Raw genomic sequence first — 17360 nt, 5'->3', positions numbered from 1 at the left:
CCTTCCTCCACCGTTCCTATTCCTTCTCCACCTTGATCAGGGTTCCGTGCTGAAGTATATCCGCCGATGCGAAGCTGCTGCTGACTCTGAAGGTCCAGCCCATAGCCGCTGCGCGGTCCTGCATCATGCGGATGCCGTATCTTCCCTTGGCATAGAGCTGGCTCTCGGAGGCACCAATACCGTCATCCTCCACCGAGCAGTGAAAGCCGCCCGTCTTCCCTGCCGCATCTGTCGGCTTGGCCTGTACGATCAACAGCGTCGCAGCTGCATGCTTCCGGACATTGAGCATCGCTTCGCGCACGATTGCGAGCAGCTCTACCTTTTCCTTGCTGCTCAAAGCACTTTCGGTCAGCTGCCAGTCAAGCTTCACGGCAAGTCCTCCAAGCCGAAGCTCCTCCGCCATCGCAGACACGGACTCCATCCACTGGACATCCGTTATAGACGGCTGGCTCCGCAAGCCTGCTATAGACTGGCGAACATCCTCATAGACATGCCTTACCGTCTGCCTGATTTGCTCCTTGGTTTCCTGGATACGCTCCCGATCTTGCGTGTGCTCCAGCTTATCGAGCTTGACCGACAACAGGAAAAGCGATTGGGAAATGCCGTCATGGAGCTCACGTGCCAGCTGTTCACGCTCCATGAATGCGGCTTTGGCCATTTTCTCCTTCTGCAGCGATTCGCTCGTCTGCTCCAGCATATGGAACAGCTTGCGCCCGAGCGTCGCCGTAACGGTCAAAACTATGACCGGCGCCAGTAAGTTGCCCAAATCCATGGACAGATAGGGAAGAAGGAGAGTGTGCCGGAAATATTCCCACATTGCGATCGTCAGGGTTGGCATCCAGAGAATCAGCCATTTAATCCGCTTGTAAGGCAAGCCCGCTTCATGTTGTCCGCTTACCTTCCCGGCATCGGTATCCGTTGGGCTGTTTTCCGCAATATCCGATTCCTTTATATCCTTCTTGGTCATTTTCCGCTCCCCCTCCGCCTTCCCCCCATCGCAGCTCCGGCTCGATCGGCTTTAATAATTGCGGAACTCGTACGTTCTGACGATTTCATTATCTTCCTTGTCCATAACACGGACCTCGGCGATCCAGCGGCCCGCAAAAGGAATGAAGGGCCCTTCGGCCTTATAGGACGTTTTGATATAGCCGTCGAAGGTAGTCAGCTCCTTGTCCACAAAGGACTGTATAGGCACATCGATCGGCCCCAGCTCTTCATGGTCGGCTGATCGCAGGCGCAGCAGCACCGACTTGGGCTCCCCCACCTTATCCGGCAGCCAGACTCTTACGATTAACTGGTTAACGCCGGCCTTGTTGGGATTGATCTGCAGCGTCAGATGCATATCCTCGCCCATCTTGTGATAATAGACCGGCTCATTTGCAGGAAGCGGACTGACATACGTAAATAGTGCGGCGACTGCGATAATGACGGCCATCAGACCGGCATCGACCCGCAGCAGCGTGGTGGTGGGCAGCTCGCCTCTGCGCGTTCGCAGATGAAGAATGCCCCCCGTAACGATGACTAGCAGCACAACACCTGTCTTGATGAGCAGCAGAGTACCCCAAGATGTATAAAACAAATATTTTAATGATGGCAGAAAAAGCAGTGTCATCCCTACGCCGGAGAGCACGAGCAATGAAATGGAAAGAAGCGCGGCCCGGGAGAAGGTCAGCGCGAAACGCCCCGCCTCCTTGCGGTCGCTGAACCAGAGCGCAAGCACCAGCACAAGCCCCCCCGCCCACACGGCTGCTGCCGCCAGATGGATGAAATCGAGGAGCACAGTCAGCAGCTTCGGCTTGAAAACCACAGCATGCCCGCTCCAGCTCTCCACACCGAGAATGGCCGCCGCCCAAATCACCTTGATGGGACGGCTGAACCGCAATACGGCAAATCCAATCACAGCAAGCACCAGCAACCCAATCCATAGATGCCCTATAGAAGTGGACAGGAACAAGCGGCTGTATTCGCTGGACGGGTAGTCCTTAAGAATCTCGCGCGAGTGAATAAACACATAGAGCAGAGCGGAGACGAGCAAAGCGCGCATCGCCAGCTGCTCCCATTTCTTCATGGTCTCCTCGAGCAGCGTACTGCGCTTGCGTATCAGGACTGACCATAATGCCATGCCGACAGCAAACAGCAGGGCGGCATAATAAGCGATACGGACGGCGTAAAGAATAAACTGTCCGGTAGACAGCTGCGTGGACGCGCTGTGTCCCTCGTGCCCGAGAGCCTGATGCGGATCAAAAGCTGAAGCGTCCACGCCTTCCGGGGGATTACCGATCATGAATACATAGGAACCGCTGATCGGATGCCCGTCCGCTGAAATGACTTGATAAGCAACCGTATATACGCCCTCGCCAAGCTTCGGCAGCTGAAGCTTGAGTGATTTACGGTCCTGGCTGGTTACAGGTTCATTGGAGGTTACGGAATTGGACCTGGAATCCAGAACCTCAAGCGACCCTACCTGGGACTCAATCGATTCATTAAAGGTAAGCTCCACATCCTCAGGGGTTCCATCCAGCCGGGTGTTGGCTTCCGGCGAAGCTCGTTCGAGCTCCGCATGGGCTTCTGCTTTCCCCGGTATGCCAAGAAGCATAACCGCTATCATCATAAAAACAGTAAGGAGGGTGAAGAAGGATTTGCATATGGTGGTAATCGAGCGTCTTGTTTCTGTCATGGCCGGCAACCTCACGTCCTCTCGCTGGGCAACAAAATATCTAACTTCCAGTTTACTAAACGATTCCGCCGAACACCAATCTGCAAATCTGAACATTTGGTGATAAATGTTGGCCCGCTTAGAATGTTCAACTATTTTGCATTTCCAAATCCTTCAATTTGTTGCCCAAAAAAACGCGCAGCCGTACGTTTTCATCCATTTTCAGGCCGGTTTCGGAGAGGTTTCGGAACCCTTATTGTCGAATCATATTCCTTGACAAACCACAATATATTGGTGTAATTTTGTTTAATATTATCAACATATTGTGTATATAGGGGTTGTAACCAAAGCCCTTCGACAAGGAGTGACTTGCGCTCGTGGATATTATTAAAAGGAACGGCCAGAAAGAAGAACTGATTTTCTCCAAGCTTAAAAAGGTCATCGATTTCTCATGCGTCGGATACAGTGACTGCGATCCGCTGGAACTCGAAACCGCTCTGCTCCCTTATTTCCGCAACAATATTACCACCAAGGAAATTCAACGTACGCTTACACAGGTGGCAGTCGAGAAGACAAGCATCGAACAGCCGAACTGGCAATACGTTGCAGCCAAGCTGCTGATGTACGATCTTTATAAAGAATCCGCAATCAACCGCAAGTATGGCTACTTCGGCTACGGGGATTTCTACTCCCTGATTACCTATCTGACGGATAAGGGATTATACGGAAAATACATACTTGAGCATTACACCCGCGAAGAAATCCGCGAATTGGGCAATTACATCGTGCCGGAGCGCGATTATTTGTTCAATTATATCGGGCTCAAGACGCTTGCCGACCGTTATCTGATCAAGAGCTTCAGCGGCGATGTGCTTGAGCTTCCCCAGGAGCTCTTCATGGGAGTCGCGATGCATCTGGCCATGAAAGAAGATGACAAGCTTGCATGGGCCCGCAAGTTTTACGATGTGCTCAGCCGTCTGCAAATGACAGTGGCCACTCCGACGCTTGCCAATGCCCGCAAACCGTTCCACCAGCTGTCAAGCTGCTTCATCGATACGGTGCCGGACAACCTGTGGGGGATTTACAATGTCGATTCCAGCTTCGCGCAGGTATCCAAATTCGGCGGCGGCATGGGGATCTATATCGGCAAGGTGCGCAGCCGCGGCTCCAATATCCGAGGCTTCAAGGGCGTTGCCGGCGGAGTTGTGCCATGGATCAAGAACTATAACAATACCGCAATTGCGGTGGACCAGCTGGGCGTCCGTTCCGGCGCGGTAGCAGTCTATCTGGATATCTGGCACAAGGACATTCTGGACTTCCTTAACCTCAAGACAAACAACGGAGACGACCGGATGAAGGCGCATGATATTTTCCCCGGCGTATGCATTCCCGATCTGTTTATGCGCAAGGTGAAGGACCGCGAGAATTTCTATCTGTTCGATCCGCATGAGGTCCGTTCCATGATGGGCTGGTCGCTTGAGGATTCATGGGGCGAAGAGTGGGAGAGCCGTTATGAGGAATGTGTGAGCAATCCGAATCTTTCCCGCGATGAAGTGCCTGCCATTGACATCATGAAACGTATTTTGACCAGCTCGTTTGAGACCGGCACGCCGTTCGTCTTTTTCCGCGATGCGGTTAACCGCGCCAATCCGAACAAGCATAAAGGCGTAATCTACTGCTCCAACCTGTGTACGGAAATTTGCCAGAACATGAGTCCTACTGAATACGAATCATCGACGCATGAAGACGGCATGATCACGACCAGGGTCAAAAGCGGAGATTACGTCGTGTGCAACCTCTCCTCCCTGAATCTCGGCCGCACCCGGTCGCGTGAAGAAATCGAAGAGGTTGTCACCTGCCAGATGCGGATGATGGACAATGTTATCGATATTAACCACTACCCGATCCCACAGGCGGAAATTACCAATCAGAAGTACCGCGCTGTCGGACTTGGTACAAGCGGCTATCATCAGTGGCTGGCGCTCAATGGAATCGCGTGGGAATCCGAAGAGCATCTGGAGAAAGCCGATGAGCTCTACGAGTGGATTAATTATTGCGCCATCAAGGCATCCATGGAGATCGCCAAGGAGAAAGGCGCATATAAAGTATTTGAAGGCAGCGAATGGCAAACGGGAGAATTTTTCGACCGCCGCGGTTACGATAGTCCGGACTGGCAGAAACTAAGGGCGGAGATAGCCGAGCATGGTGTCCGCAACGCCTGGATGTTCGCCATTGCGCCAACCGCTTCCACATCGCTCATTGCCGGCTCAACCGCTGGTATTGACCCGATATTCAGCAAATTCTTCGTCGAGGAGAAGAAAAACGCGGTCATCCCGCAAACAGCGCCTAACCTCAATGAGGAGACGTTCTGGTTCTACAAGGAAGCGCACCATATCGATCAGCACTGGAGCATCAAGGCTGCGGGCCGCAGACAGCGCCATATCGATCAGGCTCAATCGTTCAATCTGTACATCACGCCGGAATACACGGCGAAGGAATTCCTTGATCTATACATGGCCGCTTGGGAGAATGGTCTCAAAACGGTCTACTATTGCCGCAATAAAAGCCTTGAAGTAGAGGATTGCGAAAGCTGCAGCGCGTAAAGCGCTGCAGCTTTCCTGCCCACAACCCTTGAGTTGTCCAATGCCGGCAAATAATGGTGACTTGAGTACTGATTTTGCCGGGCAAGGTTTCTTAGTAATAAAGGAGGCAGCAAGCCAATGGATTTGCAGAAAAAGAAGCTGTTTAACGAAGATGGCGACCGTGACTGGGGCAAGCGCCGCATGATCGGCGGCAATACCACAAACCTGATTGAATTGAATAATGTGAAATACGACTGGGCGACCAAGATGTACCGTACCATGATGAACAACTTCTGGATTCCCGAGGAAATTCCCCTTGCCCAGGATGCCAAGGATTATAAGAATTTAACGCTTTCCGAGCGGAACAGCTATGATAAAATTATCAGCTTCCTGATCTTCCTGGACTCCCTGCAAACAGCCAATCTGCCTAACGTCAATGAGTATGTAACGGCGCCTGAGGTGAATCTGTGCCTGACCGTCCATACCTTCCAGGAAGCTGTCCACAGTCAATCCTATTCCTATATTCTGGACAGCGTCTGTTCGGCTGAAGCACGCGACCAGATCTACAATCTGTGGCGCGAGGACAAGCATCTGCTCAAACGCAACCGGTTCATTACCGATCTGTATGAGAATTTCATTTCCAACCCGTCCTCCCAGAACCTGATCAAGACCATTATGGCCAACTATATACTCGAGGGCATCTATTTCTACAGCGGCTTCAGCTTCTTCTATGCCCTGGGTCGACAAGGAAAAATGCTCGGAACCGTTTCCGAGATCAAATATATTCAGCGTGACGAGCTGACCCATCTGGCATTATTCCAAGGGATTTTCCGCGAAGTCCGCAGAGAAAATCCGGAGTTGTTCACACCTGTACTGATCGAAGAGCTGCGGCAGATGATGAAGACTGCCGTTGAGCATGAGATCGAGTGGGGCCAGTATATCACCAATAATCAGATTGCCGGTATCACCAACGAGATCATCGATCAATATATCCGTTTCCTGTCGAATGAACGACTGCGCAAGCTTGGACTCGAAGTTCTCTACCCTGAGGTTGTCGAGCATCCGATGCGATGGGTGGAAAGCTTCAGCAATATGAACGGAATGAAAACCGACTTCTTCGAGCAGAAAGTAACCAATTACAGCAAGTCGTCCAATCTCAACTGGGGCGATCTGTAGAAAGCCTGTCAGTTTCCAGTGTGATGACGGTATAAAACAGCAACCCCAAGCGTCTTCACACAAGCTTGGGGTTTTAATATGGTTTATCATCCATAAAATCACAACATGATTGCCGAACTCGGACTGCACCAGAAGGCCTACACCCAAACATTGACAAGCAAGACAATCAAGAGTATGCTGACCGGACCATTAACTATGCTCAACCGGTTGTTCCGACGTCCAGCTCAGCTCAACAGTAACGCGAATATACGGCAGCGCTAAACCTCATCGTTAAAGTGTTTTATCTCATTTCTCAAGAGTAAGCTCGCGGTCTGACTGGCATGCTCGACTAAAGTCCAGCAACAGTCTGGTCCATGGGACGATAACAATTGTTTCTATCCCCTGTAAGATTAAAGCAGAGAATAGAACGGGGGAATTCATGATGTCTGAATCTATATTGGGTATCAATGCGATACTCGCCATCGTATATCTGCTCGTTGCTCTGCTGGCGGGTTATGGAACCGGCAGCATTGCTTTTCGCCATACCATTGCCGACATGCAGCGCAGCGCGAAGCTGAGTCTGGGGCTGCTGGCCCTGCTGGCACTGCTCGCCTCCGGACAGATCGCCTTATTCCTGTTCTTCTCCACCTACAGCTGGTGGTTTGTATGGGATAAAGCGCTGCTGTTTGTTCCGATGGTAGCCATGCCGCTAACGGCATGTGCGATATACTCCAGACCCAAGCTGATGGAGATTATCCGTCTGAAGGCGGATGAGCCGGAGCTCCCGGCCAACCGGACCAAACGGCGCAGCGCGGCGCAGGCGAGGCTTGTTGCTCCGATCCAGACCTTGACAGTGGGCGCCATCATCCATGCGTCAATGATTTTATATCCGCTGCCCGTTCAGTTTCAGAATGAGCTGATGATCCTGGTCGCAGCGCTTGCAGGTGCTGCCGCCCTGCTGATTTGGCGGCAAAATGCCCGCAGAAGACGGATTCACCGGGATGATGGAACCTCTGCGATCCACTGGATGAAGCGCGTCGGCGTCTATACATCGGTATGCCTGCTCTTTTCTTTCGCAGTCATATTCTCGGTCTCAACGGCCAGATCCAAAGCCATTGTTCCTGTGCCGGAATCTTTATCGCGGCATACGAACTGGACCGAATTCTCAAATATCCTCTCTTCGTACCGGCCCAAAGATAGAATCAATAAAGCAAACAGCGGCACCAATTTGAACCCTAAGCCGGCAGGAGCCATCAGCAGAATGAGCAGCCAATGAATGTCCACCTCATGGCAGGATCCTATGTATGGTTTCCGTGCGGCATTAAGGGCATGCGCGCATCCTCCGGTTCACAGCAGATTAGCGGACATCACAAACCAAACAGGGCTGTCCTGGAATGACCTGGGAAATCACCGGTCAACCAGGCAGCCCTGTTCGTTTGGAAATAGGTTTTCAAATTCGTGATTGATTTTCAGAGTCAAGCCGTCTGGCTGCGGTGACGATACCAGTTCTCGAACAAGCTTGCGGGAATTGGCTTGGTGAAGTAATAGCCCTGCGCTTCCTCGCATTGGCGTTCCCGGAGGAGACGGATCTGCTCGTCGTTCTCCACCCCTTCAGCAGTCACTCTTAGCTTCAGGTTCTTGGCCATGGACGTAATCGTCGTTACAATTGCAGCGTCGCTGCCGCCATTGGTCAGATCGCTAACGAACGAACGGTCGATTTTCAGCTTGTCTATCGGAAACCGTTTCAGATAAACCAAAGAGCTGTATCCCGTTCCAAAGTCGTCAATGCTGATCTGCACGCCCAGCTTCTTCAGGCTGGTGAGCGTCTCGGTAGCGAACTCCACGTCGCTGGTCATGCTCTCCGTAATCTCCAGCTCCAGATACTGGGATGCCATACCCGTCTGCTCCAGAATCGATTTGATCCGTTCAGCCAGCTGATGCTGGCGGAATTGGCGCATGGACAGGTTGACCGACATCATCATTGGCGGCATTCCCGCATCCTGCCAAGCTTTATTTTGCAAGCACGCGGAACGCAGCACCCACTCGCCCAGCTGCAGAATAAGGCCGTTCTCTTCCGTCAGCGGAATAAATTCCCCTGGCGGCAGCAGGCCGCGCTGCGGATGAAGCCATCTGACCAAAGCCTCCACTCCGACGACCTTATTCGTAGCCAAATTGACAAGCGGCTGATAGGCAAGAGTGAACTGCTCCTGCTCCAACGCCCGGCGCAAATCGCTTTCCAGGCGCAGCCGGTCATGAGCCTTCATATTCATATCCGGCATGTAGCTGGAGAATTCATTCCGGTGAATTTTGGCGTTGTACATGGCCGTGTCGGCATTTTTCATCAGCACGTCCACACTTTTTCCATCCTGGGGATAAAAAGAAATGCCCACACTGATGGTTACATGATATTCAGCCTGGTCCAGCAGGAAAGGCTGGTTGAATAGCGCCATCAGCGTCTGCGCCTGCTGCTCCGCCGCCAAGCTCTCAGTCAGGTCCGGCAGCAGGATGACGAATTCATCTCCTCCCATCCGAAACACATGCTCCGGCATTGCCGCAGCCGCGCGCAGCCGCTCAGACACGGCCTGCAGCATCTGATCGCCAAAGGAATGGCCCAGCGCATCGTTAATGGTTTTGAAGCGGTCAATGTCCAGCAGCAGTATCGCCAATCGATTCTTGCTGAGCTGCGCACGCTCAATCTCGATATTCAACCGTTCCGTCAGCAGTCTCCGGTTCGACAAGCCTGTCAGCTCGTCATGATAAGCCAAATAATTGATACGCGCCTCTGAACGCTCCTGATCCTTGAACGGCTCCTCAATGGTTACATAATAGATGCCCTTGAGAAGATAATAGTAGCCGGCAAACTTATAAATATGGCCCACCAGCATATCGGTGTCATGGAGGTTTTTGCTGAGGAAAAACTGCAGGTTGGCAAACAGGAAGAAAACAAGCGACTGGATGATCGTAAGAAGCGCTTGCGGCTGCTCGTTGCGGTTGCGGTAGAGAATCATCCCGATGCTGGCGCTGTAAGCAACGAAAACAACCGTCCCGACCATGGCCTGCACAACAACCAGCGACGTACCGGAAAACATGCCGATATCCGTCCACTTGGTGAAAGAATAAAAAAGAACGGCCAGGAGCAGGCCGAAGCCAAGCGTGAAAAAAACGACCGGACGCCTGATCAGGGCCGGTATAGGGGCATCATTGCGCCGGAAAATAACAAACAGGCCGACCGATCCGATTAACTGCGCCGAAGCCGCATAAATCTGGGACAATGTCGTATCTCCCACATAATGAAAGAAAGGCATCCCTTCCATTGTGAGAGCGTGCAGCATATCGAACAGGCCTACGATACTGAACAGGGCCCCGGTAAACAACCTCTGGCGCGATAATGATTTTACGAAAAACAGCCACCCTAATACCAGGATCGTGAAGCTGATCGCGAAGTTGATAAACTCCATGATGGAATGGACAAGCAAATTCAGATGGTCCGGAATCTGGTAATACAGCTCACCATGAACAAGTTGTATAAGAATAAAGCTGATAACGGCAGCAAGAGCTGTGCCTAAGGTTATTTTTTCGGCCCGGTTTATCGACATGGTGACCCCTTTCATAAAAAAGCCAGGAAGCGCTGAAATATAAGCAAAGCATGAAAAAAGCACCGGCTTTCTTATATTGCAATATGTATTGGATCCATAGAAAATCAATACACAATTATCCCCCCTTTTCAATCCACGCCGGGTTAGACGGATATGCAGCTTCTTAGGTGGGCGTGCTTGGCTTCCCCCGGCTTAAACTTGACTTGTCCTGTTATAATGGAGCAAATGCCTGCTTTTTAGGATAAACCATACCATAATAGTTTGTACTATAAAGGTTCATCTTGTCCAGCACCTTTCGCCGCTGGCAATCCCAAAACTTTTTACGCCATGCATTCGTCGATTGGGCAGGAGGAGGAGCTTCGATGCTAACGGCCGACCATTTAGGGAAAAAATATAAAAAAAGCTGGGCGCTTGAACCGTTATCCATGGAGTTTACCGAAGGCCTGTATGGACTTCTCGGCCCTAACGGGGCCGGAAAATCGACGCTTATGCGCCTGCTGGCCGGCCTGCTCGTCCCGTCAACCGGAGACGCCACCATCCGGGGAGTGTCGGTCCGCAGCGGAGTATCCGCCAGACGCCTGATCGGCTATGTTCCGCAAACCTTTCAAATGTACCCGCAGCTGACCGCCCGGGAATTGCTGAGGCATGTCGCCCGGCTGAAAAATACCGGAACCAGGCATGAGCAGGATGCTGAAGTAGACCGGCTGCTGCAAGCCGTGCATTTGGAAGCGCAGGCTGACCGTGCCGCCCGGACCTACTCCAGCGGAATGGTGAAGCGCCTCGGCATTGCCCAGGCGCTCATCAGTAGCCCGCAGGTAGTTATTGTAGATGAGCCGACAGCAGGCCTTGATCCCGAGGAGCGTATCCGGCTGCGCAATGTACTCGCAGAGCTCGCCCACAGAAGCACTGTCCTGCTTTCCACGCATGTGCTCAATGATGTGGCGGCGGGCTGCCGCAGTGTAATCGTGCTGGGTAAAGGCCAGCTGCATTACGAAGGACCGCTGGCCGGACTCGTCCGTTTCGCCGAGGGCAAACTGTGGGAGTGGGAAGCATCCGAGCATGAATGGCGGACGATGTCGTTGGAATGGCTGATGACCGCCCGGAAAACAGAGGACGGCATATACTGCCGGGCGATTGGCGATACGCCCCCTTCACCGTACGCTTCTGCTGCTGCTCCGACCATTGAGGAAGGTTATACGGCTCTGATATCAAGCTTGCCGTCGGAGGATGGGCAATGAGGTCGCTGGTTCTGCAAATCCGGCTTGAACTGCAGCTGTTGTACAAGCGGCGCTGGCCGCTGCTGCTTCCTCCAGCAGCAGGTGTATGGATGCTGCTCCAATGCTTTAATTCGCGGCAGAATCAGCTCTTAAATCTTAATCTCAAGGCCGCAGAAGCACATGGCACCATCATGATGTTCGTCACACTCGTTCCGATCCTGCTTGGCGTGCTGCTTATCCGGCGGGATACGCTCCATGCCTCCTTTGAATGGAGTCTTGGATTGCCGGTCACCAATCGCGTCATTATTGCCAGCAAGTGGACAGCAGGTTTTGTTTATATGAGCGTATTCACCCTGCTGATTCAAGCCAGTTATGCAGCCGCAGCCTGGCATTATGACCTTGCCTCGGCATCGGCTCTCCGTGAGATAATCTGGTACTCGCTTTTTTACGAGATGTCATTCGCAGCAGGGACTGCGCTTGGGATTCTTCTGGGGGCGCTCATGCCTCTGCGCTTCTCGCTGCCGATCGGGTTCTGCGGGTGGGTGTTCGGTGCGCTGTTCGTACCAAGCCTGCTGGTGGAAGGCCTTCATTGGTATCCTGTGAAAGTCTTCAGTCTCAACCAGCTCATGGGCATCTCCAGTTATGCAAACAATGAAATCTGGACGTTTGAGCTGATAAGCCGGGAATACATGATGATTGGAATTTTTGGGGCGGTATTCAGTCTGTTCATGCTGACGGCCGCCGGTGCGCTCTTTGCCCGGGAAAGGCCGGTATACAAGGCCAAAACCCCCTTCATCATCATGATGGCTTGTCTGCTCCTGTCTGCTGCCGCTTATGTTCCGTACAGCCAGCTTTGGTCCAAGCGGTATGACCAGCAGCGCATCATGCATGCTGCCGCGAAGCCTGATGCCAACATTAATCAGCATATCCCTTACCAGTTTCAAATCAGCAGCGTGGCCCTGGATATAGTCCGTCACTCTGATAATTCACTTGAAATGAGGGCACGAATTGTACTTCCGACCAGGGATGGCCAGCTTATTCCTGCATCGGGTCAGGCCAGGCAGGTGGCTGTTCATTATCAGGGACAGATTTCCTTCCTGCTCGATCCTCTTCTTCAGGTTCTATCCCTCAAGGTGGACGGCAATCCGGCCCGATGGAGGCGTGATGGCGATTTGATCTCATTCGACAAAAATCTGCTGGAGCGCGGCAGGGATGATCATGTCATCGAGATCGCTTACGGAGGCATTCTGAATGAATGGAGGGCGGACGGGGGCACTGAAACGCGGTTTGCTTTTGTACAAGGCCGCAATGTGCTGCTGCCCGCCCATCTGGGCTGGTTCCCGATTCCCGGCGGGGATACGCTCAAAATGATAAATGGCAGCTTTATATCGGACCGTGTGGACGTTATAACTGGCTGGCGTACGAATTTTGACATTAAGCTTCATGGATTTGCCGGACCCATTTATGCATCGATAGCACAAGCGCCGGATGACAATCCGGACGTCCGGCATTTCGTCCAAAAATCCGCCGAAGCTCCATTTATATTTGGCGGCGACTTCACAGAGGTGCGTATACCGGGTGAGCCAGTAACGGTCATCACAACACCGGGAAGCATAAAGGACAGCCGCTTGTTCCTGAGCCAGTTGAATCAGAAGCGCAGCTATTATTCCAGTTGGTCAGGGATGCCGCTCGACAATCTGAAGCAGGTTTTATATTTTCCAATGGGCGGCCTGTTTCCCTTCTTTGCTAATGCGAGCGGTATTGTTCAAGGCAATATGTTCCTTATTCAAGCCAATCGATACAGCAGCTTGACAACTTCCGGGTTGGAGAAGATCATGAGCACTCTCCTGTTCGGCGATAATACCGAGGTCTATATGAATGTAAACAATTGGGACGATTATCCGAATCCAGAGAGCAGCTACTCGATTGTGCAGGAGATCCGCTCGGCTATTCTATCCCTTGATCAGAAGGAAGCCTATTCCGGGACGGATCCGGCCTTCAGCATCCAGATCATGGGTGATTCTCCCCCGTCCCGGCTGATGGCCGCCATGATTAACGATGCCTTCTCAAACGGCGAGGCTGATCTCGTGAAGCGCGTTCTGCTGCGGTTTTTGCATCAGGGACTGCAGGTGAGGGACCTCTTCCTCAACCTGCCTTATTACAACAGTGATATAGACAGGAATCCTTTCCGGTATCCCCTTATCACGTGGAATGATTGGCTTCGTATCTGGAATGAGGAGAAAGGCAGGTGAATGAGTCATGACGGATGAGGAATTGCTTCAGGGCATGTTGACTGGCAATCAGGCAAGCTTCGAAGCGCTTGTGCATCGGTATCATGCTCCGTTATCCGGTTTTTTGCAGCGGCAGCTTCGTGACGCGGAACGTGCGGAAGACTTTGCACAGGAAACCTTTCTCAAGCTGATCAAGCAGCTTCAGCTTAAAAAACCGCCGGACAATGTCCAGGCCTGGCTCTACCGGGTAGCTCTCAATATGTGCCGCGATTACTGGAAAAGCTCCCAATTCAAAACCGATCAATTTCCCTTTGCCGATCCTCCCGAGCAGCGTGATTCAAGTCCTTCCGTGGTGGAACTGGCGGAGCGCCAGGAGACCAGAAAAGAAGTGCTTCATTCGCTTCAGACGCTCCCGGAGGTGCAGCGTGAGATTATCACCCTGCGTTTCTATCAGGACTTGAAGCTGCAGGATATCGCCGATATTGTCAGTCTGCCGCTCGGTTCAGTCAAAACTCATTTGTACAGCGGATTACGGAAATTAAAGGCCCGGCTGGGTCAAGGGCGGACCGGCAGGGAAGAAAGCGATGAAGGAGGCCAACGGTATGAACGCACCAAAAGATGATGAATTAAAGCAGATGGAAGAAGAAATGCGGATGCCGCTTTCCCAAATCATGACGAACACGATTTCGTCCCATGATACAGCCATGCTCATCCGGACTCTGCAGCCCGCCTTCAATGAATTGCGGGAGTCTTATGAGAATACCCGTTTCTCGCACAGCGGGAAACCCATTGTCAAACGACCGTCTCTGCTGCGGCTGCTGCGTTCCCAGCTGTCTTCCTACTCCCGCGTTTACTGGGGCTCAAGCTTCGTCGTATTCGTGATGCTGCTGTGGCTTCTGCCCACACACGATGATGTCTCTCTGGAAAAGACCGGAAGCATGTTTACACTGGCCCTTCCCGCACTTCTGCTGGCTTCTCTTGCCTACAGCTTCCGTTCCTGGAATAAGGAAATGCGGATGATCGAGAGCATCACGCCTTATCCGCCGGCACTGCTGCTTGTGGTAAGAACGATGATTGTCATCGGCCTCAATCTGATTTTTGGAATTGCCGGATCCATCTACATGAATGTTCATGTAGCATCTTTTCCGATGCTGCCCTTCATGCTGCAATGGCTGTCGCTTCTTCTGCTGCTCAGCGGTGCAGCCGCTTATGTGCTGATGTGGAAAGGATTCAAGGCCGCATTCGCATGCTCGTTTATCCTCTGGGCAGGATGGAATGGCGCCCAGCAGCGTGCAATGCCCATAATCGATCAGACGCTCAGCCACCACTTTGTTGCCCTTCATGCGATTGTGCTTGCTGCCGGTCTGCTGCTGCTGGTGCTTGCATATCGCCGCAGCTTCGGCACGAGGCTGCTCCCGAATTGACGGCCGGAAGCTGCTCATTTGCTCAGAGAACTCTACTTTATCAAAGGAGGAATCAAGATGCTGGAGCTCCAACAAGTCATCTGGCGCGCGGCCGGTGCGGATTTCCAGCTGCGGATTCCCAGATTGGCCGTTAAGCCTGGCATTACGCTGCTGGTCGGCCGCAACGGCGCAGGGAAATCCTCTTTGCTGAAGCTGCTGGCTACCGCCCAGTTCCCTGCTGCCGGTGAAATCCGCTACGACGGGCTGACCGCTGAACGGGATTTGCCCGTTATAAGGTCCATGATCGGATTTGTGCCTACCGGGATTGAGCTTTACGAGGAGATGAAAGCCGCCAGGCTGCTGCATTATCTGGCAGAGCTCAAGGGAGGCGCGGACGAGCGTCATCTGGATTATTTGATGAATGCTTTTCATATCGCGCCCTATAAGACCCGCAAAATCAAAACGCTTGCACAAGGCATCCGGCAGCGGATTGCACTTGCACAAGCGTGGATTGGGTCACCTGCCTATATTTTTCTGGATGAGCCGCTCAATGCGCTTGATTCTCTGGAAAGGCTGCGGTTCATCCGTTTTATGGCCTCGCATGCCCGCAACCAGACGATTATCGTCTCCACGCATGAGCTTAATGAATGGGAGGCTTGGGCAGACCAGGTGATCTGGCTGGATAACGGGCGGATCCGCTATTACGGCTCAATCGGGGACTGGCACAGCGGCCTGCCCTTATCGGTCTGGGAGGGGCAGCTTGATCATAACGCATACAGCAAGCTTGATCCTGACGTCATTCTCCAGGTGAGTACAGAGGAACAGGTTTACACGGTCCGTTGTATCGGCGATGCACCTCCAGCTGCTCATTTCATGAGGCAAACGACTACAATCGAGGATGCTTATTTCATTCGCTGCCGCTGTTTTGACCCGATTCACAATATCGGTTAATCACGTCCACCAACAGATTATTCAGCGCTTTGACTTCATACTCCCCCACTGCCGGCTCCAGATGATCGCCCCCGATTCCGCTGTGGTCTGTAAGAAAAATATACGTCCCTCCTGTGGATACGGCCATGAAACGCATCAAATATTCCGTGTTCACGTCAACGCCGCTGGAGGCAATGGGTATGATCCGGATGCCTTGGCTTGCCGCCTCCTGCGCCAATTTCTGCATTCGCTTCACAATGGAACTGTCGTGATGAGGAGGCGCATCCAGTACTAGAAACAGCAGCCTTGCCCGCGCCTCTTCGCTCCACTCATGGTCATTAATGGCGCTGTCCAGCGCCTGGTCCACCGCTTCCGGAAAATCCCCGCCGCCATTTGCCCGCTGCTCCGAAATTTGCTTTACGGCCTTCTCGACATCCTCGGTGAACGGGTAGGGCTTTACGACATAATCGTCGCCTTCATCACGGTAAAAGTTCGTGCTGACCCTTATTCCGAGCTGCTGCCCGTTATCGTCCTCGACCTGCTGAACGACGTCCTTCAGCTCGGTTTTCAAATAATTCAGCTCATCGCCCATTGAACCGGTTGTATCCACAACCAGCATCAGATCAAGCGCATTCGAGACCGGCACACCCTGATCCAGCTTGATCTCAAGGGCGCTGTTCCGGCTCCGGGGAATATCCACATTTTCAAAACGCTTCGTTTGGCCCCCTGCCTTCACTTCAACCAGATAATTGGCCCGGTTTCCCTGCTGCTCGAATAAATCGGCAAATACGGACGTTGTGCCGTTCGCATCGGTCCGGGCTTCCCAGACGGATTGCCCGTTATGGCCTATCACGGCGACTTCCGCATCCGGGACCGGACGGCCATCGCCGGTTACCTTTACCTGCAATCGTTCAAATTGAAAAAAAGACCAGTATCTGCGGTTATCCGCGCCCTCAGAGGTGTCCAGAAGCTCCTCCCACTCGCTCCAGCGGTCAAGATCATTCCATTCGCCCGCGGTCAGCATGCCCGCCTGGGGCTCAGGTGTTTGACGCCGATCCGGTTCTTCAAACGGCCTGCTGCTGTCTGAATGCTCTTCAGAGGAACTCACAGCGCGGTCGCCCGCCGCCGGCTCGGACATGCTGTTCGTTGCCGCATCACCGTCTGCAGACTCCTTCCCCTCCTGCGAATGATCAGCTGATGAAGCTGTGTTCGTACTGTCATTCCGGCTCCTATCGCTTTCATTGGACGAACAGGCGGCGCCGAGCACCAATACGCCAATGAAGAGGCCCAATATCCCCAGCAATCTCATTGCGGATAAAGCTGCATTCTCTGTTTTCTTCAGCATCCCAACTTCCCCCTTGTCAACTGGATGAACTTCCTCGAAAACCAACCTTTGTATATTTATGGATGGCTTTGAACTAATCGACGTTTCCAGATTGGGAATTGTTGCAAAGATAGCAGGAGTGTGAAAATTTTAAGTCCATGATTTATGGAATGAGCGTATAAATATCGAAACAAACGTATTTTTTTCGACATTTATCCTGTAGTATAAGAAGAAAAGGTAAAGGCCAAGTATGTGGCCTGCGTTTT

Annotated in this window: 13 protein-coding genes; 9 read left to right on the top strand and 4 right to left on the bottom strand. The window is 52.5% G+C overall.

Annotation, left to right across the window (positions count from 1 at the left end; all coding sequences use genetic code 11):
- Window positions 1–16 precede the first annotated feature (16 nt).
- Window positions 17–967 carry a sensor histidine kinase gene (locus AC0YOB_RS08785; RefSeq protein ID WP_475792523.1) on the bottom strand — a complete coding sequence of 317 codons (951 nt, stop codon included), beginning with the start codon at window positions 965–967 and terminating at the stop codon, window positions 17–19.
- Between the two features lie 51 nt (window positions 968–1018).
- Complete coding sequence (locus tag AC0YOB_RS08780; protein WP_475792522.1) at window positions 1019–2677, bottom strand: copper resistance CopC/CopD family protein; 1659 nt, start codon at window positions 2675–2677, stop codon at window positions 1019–1021.
- A 356-nt stretch (window positions 2678–3033) separates the two neighbouring features.
- On the opposite strand from AC0YOB_RS08780, the gene AC0YOB_RS08775 reads away from it, so the two are divergent.
- The 4 genes from AC0YOB_RS08775 to AC0YOB_RS08760 all read left to right on the top strand — a co-directional run bounded on the left by AC0YOB_RS08775 (window position 3034) and on the right by AC0YOB_RS08760 (window position 7669).
- Window positions 3034–5259: a ribonucleoside-diphosphate reductase subunit alpha gene (locus AC0YOB_RS08775; RefSeq protein ID WP_475790356.1), complete on the top strand. Its 2226-nt coding sequence runs from the start codon at window positions 3034–3036 to the stop codon at window positions 5257–5259.
- 117 nt (window positions 5260–5376) lie between these two features.
- The gene (locus AC0YOB_RS08770) at window positions 5377–6414 is read left to right on the top strand and encodes a ribonucleotide-diphosphate reductase subunit beta (RefSeq protein WP_210045571.1); all 1038 of its coding nucleotides are present in this window, start codon (window positions 5377–5379) and stop codon (window positions 6412–6414) included.
- 105 nt (window positions 6415–6519) lie between these two features.
- Window positions 6520–6675, top strand: a complete 156-nt coding sequence (locus tag AC0YOB_RS08765) for a hypothetical protein (protein WP_475792521.1) — start codon at window positions 6520–6522, stop codon at window positions 6673–6675.
- A 157-nt stretch (window positions 6676–6832) separates the two neighbouring features.
- The gene (locus AC0YOB_RS08760) at window positions 6833–7669 is read left to right on the top strand and encodes a hypothetical protein (protein ID WP_475792520.1); all 837 of its coding nucleotides are present in this window, start codon (window positions 6833–6835) and stop codon (window positions 7667–7669) included.
- Window positions 7670–7868: 199 nt separating this feature from the next.
- Here the strand turns inward: AC0YOB_RS08760 and AC0YOB_RS08755 are convergent, their stop codons facing one another.
- The gene (locus AC0YOB_RS08755; protein WP_475792519.1) at window positions 7869–9989 is read right to left on the bottom strand and encodes a putative bifunctional diguanylate cyclase/phosphodiesterase; all 2121 of its coding nucleotides are present in this window, start codon (window positions 9987–9989) and stop codon (window positions 7869–7871) included.
- Window positions 9990–10351: 362 nt separating this feature from the next.
- Between AC0YOB_RS08755 and AC0YOB_RS08750 the strand changes: the two genes are divergently transcribed.
- Genes AC0YOB_RS08750 through AC0YOB_RS08730 form a run of 5 tightly spaced genes read left to right on the top strand, consistent with a single transcriptional unit; the run spans window position 10352 to window position 15791 of the window.
- A complete protein-coding gene (locus AC0YOB_RS08750; protein WP_475792518.1) occupies window positions 10352–11227 on the top strand; it encodes an ATP-binding cassette domain-containing protein in 876 nt (291 codons plus the stop codon).
- Entirely contained in the window at window positions 11224–13458 is a 2235-nt protein-coding gene (locus AC0YOB_RS08745; RefSeq protein WP_475792517.1) for a hypothetical protein, read from the top strand. The genes AC0YOB_RS08750 and AC0YOB_RS08745 overlap by 4 nt, the downstream gene beginning before the upstream one ends.
- A 7-nt stretch (window positions 13459–13465) precedes the next feature.
- A complete protein-coding gene (locus tag AC0YOB_RS08740) occupies window positions 13466–14059 on the top strand; it encodes an RNA polymerase sigma factor (RefSeq protein WP_475790352.1) in 594 nt (197 codons plus the stop codon).
- A complete protein-coding gene (locus AC0YOB_RS08735; protein ID WP_475792516.1) occupies window positions 14040–14861 on the top strand; it encodes a hypothetical protein in 822 nt (273 codons plus the stop codon). Before AC0YOB_RS08740 ends, AC0YOB_RS08735 begins: the two co-directional genes overlap by 20 nt.
- Before the next feature lie 57 nt (window positions 14862–14918).
- A complete protein-coding gene (locus tag AC0YOB_RS08730; protein WP_475792515.1) occupies window positions 14919–15791 on the top strand; it encodes an ATP-binding cassette domain-containing protein in 873 nt (290 codons plus the stop codon).
- On the opposite strand, the gene AC0YOB_RS08725 is transcribed toward AC0YOB_RS08730, so the two are convergent.
- Window positions 15748–17115, bottom strand: a complete 1368-nt coding sequence (locus tag AC0YOB_RS08725; RefSeq protein WP_475792514.1) for a VWA domain-containing protein — start codon at window positions 17113–17115, stop codon at window positions 15748–15750. The genes AC0YOB_RS08730 and AC0YOB_RS08725 overlap by 44 nt on opposite strands.
- Window positions 17116–17360 lie beyond the last annotated feature (245 nt).

It is taken from the genome of Paenibacillus sp. JT31N17 (genome assembly GCF_056269255.1).
The sequence above is the reverse complement of the archived record's forward strand: the minus strand, read 5'-3'. Positions and strand labels throughout refer to the sequence as shown.

Coding starts and splice junctions, on each gene's coding strand:
- AC0YOB_RS08785 (WP_475792523.1), bottom strand. CDS start 967: ATGACCAAGAAGGATATAAAGGAATCGGATATTGCGGAAAACAGCCCA.
- AC0YOB_RS08780 (WP_475792522.1), bottom strand. CDS start 2,677: ATGACAGAAACAAGACGCTCGATTACCACCATATGCAAATCCTTCTTC.
- AC0YOB_RS08770 (WP_210045571.1), top strand. CDS start 5,377: ATGGATTTGCAGAAAAAGAAGCTGTTTAACGAAGATGGCGACCGTGAC.
- AC0YOB_RS08765 (WP_475792521.1), top strand. CDS start 6,520: ATGATTGCCGAACTCGGACTGCACCAGAAGGCCTACACCCAAACATTG.
- AC0YOB_RS08760 (WP_475792520.1), top strand. CDS start 6,833: ATGATGTCTGAATCTATATTGGGTATCAATGCGATACTCGCCATCGTA.
- AC0YOB_RS08755 (WP_475792519.1), bottom strand. CDS start 9,989: ATGTCGATAAACCGGGCCGAAAAAATAACCTTAGGCACAGCTCTTGCT.
- AC0YOB_RS08750 (WP_475792518.1), top strand. CDS start 10,352: ATGCTAACGGCCGACCATTTAGGGAAAAAATATAAAAAAAGCTGGGCG.
- AC0YOB_RS08745 (WP_475792517.1), top strand. CDS start 11,224: ATGAGGTCGCTGGTTCTGCAAATCCGGCTTGAACTGCAGCTGTTGTAC.
- AC0YOB_RS08740 (WP_475790352.1), top strand. CDS start 13,466: ATGACGGATGAGGAATTGCTTCAGGGCATGTTGACTGGCAATCAGGCA.
- AC0YOB_RS08735 (WP_475792516.1), top strand. CDS start 14,040: ATGAACGCACCAAAAGATGATGAATTAAAGCAGATGGAAGAAGAAATG.
- AC0YOB_RS08730 (WP_475792515.1), top strand. CDS start 14,919: ATGCTGGAGCTCCAACAAGTCATCTGGCGCGCGGCCGGTGCGGATTTC.
- AC0YOB_RS08725 (WP_475792514.1), bottom strand. CDS start 17,115: ATGCTGAAGAAAACAGAGAATGCAGCTTTATCCGCAATGAGATTGCTG.